Annotated in this window: 2 protein-coding genes; both read right to left on the bottom strand. The window is 77.1% G+C overall.

What is annotated here, in order from left to right:
* The coding region (locus A2U95_RS30465; protein ID WP_420857078.1) for a ComF family protein at positions 1 to 267 on the bottom strand (267 nt) is incomplete at its 3' end.
* Positions 268 to 376: 109 nt separating this feature from the next.
* Positions 377 to 2413, bottom strand: a complete 2037-nt coding sequence (locus tag A2U95_RS30460) for an LpqB family beta-propeller domain-containing protein (protein WP_420857077.1) — start codon at positions 2411 to 2413, stop codon at positions 377 to 379.
* Positions 2414 to 2627 lie beyond the last annotated feature (214 nt).

The raw sequence follows: 2627 nt of genomic DNA, 5'->3' as shown, positions 1-2627 counted from the left end.
GGCGAGCGCCTCGCCCAGCGGCGCGGCCAGCGGCAGGGCGCCGCGTTCCTTGTGCGCCAGCAGCACCGACCGCACCGCGTCGGCGTACGGAGCGGCCGCCCACACCGGCGGCAGCCCGGCCGGGGCGTCCCGCGGCCGCACCGGCCGGGGCGGGCCGCGGCGGACCGCCCGCCGGCATCCGTCGCACAGCACCGTCCGGGGCGCTCCGCAGCCCGCGCATTCGCCGGGCAGCACCAGTTCGGCGAGTGCTCGCCACCAGTCCCTCACGGGACCACCGTGCGCCCGGGACGCGATCGCCGCGCCGCCCTGTGGAAAACCCCGGCGGAGCCCGGTCACCGGACCGGACCCCGCCTGTGGAAAACTCCGGGCCTCCCGCTCAGCCGGGATACACCGGACTCATGGCCTTCGTGACGATCTGCTTCCACTGTGCCCCCGAGGGCAGCCTGACCAGCCCGTCGGTCCCGGAGAACGCCGCCAGCGGCAACTTCTCGTCCTCCGACGCGGCGATCTCCCGCACCCCGGAGAGCGCCACCGGCGCCATCCCGGAAACCGCCGACCCGTCGACCCTCACGTACCGCATCTGCTGCACGCCGCCCTGTTCCCGTCCGGCGACGACCAGCCGGCCCGCGCCCGCCCAGGACACGGCGGTGACGTCCTCGAAGCGGGGCGCGACGGCCCGCGGCTCCTGCACCGACACGACCGGCCGGTCCGGGGTGCCCTCCCCGCCGGTGCGCCGGTCGATCCGCCCGATCCACAGCGACCGCTCGTCGTCCTCGGCGACCACCAACGCGATCCGCACCCCGTCCGCGGCGACGCGCACGGCCTCGATCCGGCCGTCCAGGCCCTGGACGTGCACCTCCACGGGCTTGCCGGCGCCGCCGGGGAACATCAGCAGCCGCGGGTTCCCGGGGTCGCGGTCGGCGATCCAGAGGTCCCCGCGAGCGTCCCAGCTCGGCGCGGTCAGCCGGTCGCCCTCGGACCGGCCCTCGCTCGTCAGCAGGGGCTCGCCGGCGCCGTCCTCGTCCTCCGTCATCAGCGGGCCGACGTACAGCCGGCTGCCGTCGAGGTGGACACCGGCCGCGGTGTGCTCGTCGCGGGAGACCGCCACCGCGCGCAGCGGGGTCGTGCCGTCACCGAACGCCCCCGACACCGGCTCGACGCCGGCGGCCTCGGCCCGCGCGGCGTCGTCGGCCGCCGTGTCGCCCTCCGGCGAGGCGGACGGGTCGCCCTTCCCGGCGCCGTCGCCCGGGTCGCCCGGCTTCCCGCTGCCCTCCGTGGCCTTGTCCTTCTCGTCGTCCTCGGGGTCCTCGGAGTCCTCGGGGGCCTCCCGCTCCTGCGCGGCCTGGTACTCGGCGGGGATCCGCACCAGACGGTGCTCGCCGTCGACGAAGTACAGGTACTCCGGCGGGCGGACCGTGCCGTGCGGCGCGTAGAGACCGGCGCGCTCCTGGTCGAGCCCGCACAGCCGCTCCCCGCCGGACGTCAGTTCCACCGACTGCACCCCGGTCGGGGTGTAGTCCTGCAGCGTGAGCAGCAGTTGCGCCGCCATCTCCTCGCAGGCGCCGTGCCCCACCCGCCGGTCCCCGACGTCGAGCGGGACGGTCAGCCGCCCCTCGTCGTCGGGGGTCAGCGACTTCACGCCGTCGCGCAGCGCCGTGCCGGCCGGGAAACCGGTACGCACGGCCGGGGCGAGCCAGTCGGTGGGCCCGGCCAGCAGCGAGCGGACGATCCCGGTCAGCGGATCCACCTTGCGCACCCGCACCGGGTCGGCGACGGCGGCCGGGCGGCCGCTGCCCTCGGCGGTGCCCGCCGGGAAGTAGTGCTTGCTGACGGAGGCGTAGTTCCGGTGGAAGTCGGACTGCCCCATCACGATGCCCGGGGGCAGCCGGTCGATGCGCCACTGCCGTGTCCTGGCGTCCCGGTGGAGGGTGACGGCCTCCTGGTACTCGCCGTCGGCCGGCTCGTACGCCTGCTGGGCGTCCACCCGGGCCACCCGGGTGCCGGAGAGCGTGTAGTTCAGCTGGTCGGGGTTCTCCCGCGCGCCGGACTGCCTCGGCTGCAGGGTGGGCCCGTTGGCGAGGACGGTCGCCGACCCCTCGGGCCGCCAGGTCCTGGCGGCGTCCGCGGTCAGGTACTTGCGCGCCGTCTCGTAGCGCGGGTCGTCACTGGTCAGCGCCTCGAGGAAGCCGCGCACGATCTGCTCCGGCGAGGCGTCGTCGCGCGGCGGCACGGCGAAGACACGGACCTGCGTGTCCTGCCGCGGCGTGGACTGCACGTCGCGCAGGTGCCCGCTGTCCGGCATCGACGCGCACCCGGCGAGCAGCACGACGCCGCACGCCGCGGCCGCCACCGCGCGCCCCGGTCCTCCCCGGCCGCCGCTCCCGCGGCCCCTGCCCAGGCGTTCAGCGCCCACGAGTCGCCTCTTCCCGCCCCACCGGTGCTTCCGGCCGGGCCTCCGTCCGTTCCGGCCCCGCCGCGTCCGCGCGGTCCTCCGCGCGGCCACCGCTCCCGCCGCCCCCGCGACCGCCCGCCGGGTCACGCACGGCGTCCTCCGCCGCCCCGTCACCGGCACGGGCGGCCGGCGGACGGCCGCCGGACGGCTGGGCGGGCACCGACGCGCAGGACAC

It is taken from the genome of Streptomyces chilikensis (genome assembly GCF_001642695.1).
Taxonomy (GTDB): domain Bacteria; phylum Actinomycetota; class Actinomycetes; order Streptomycetales; family Streptomycetaceae; genus Streptomyces; species Streptomyces chilikensis.
Note: the sequence above shows the minus strand (reverse complement) of the source record. Positions and strands in the feature narration are given on the sequence as shown.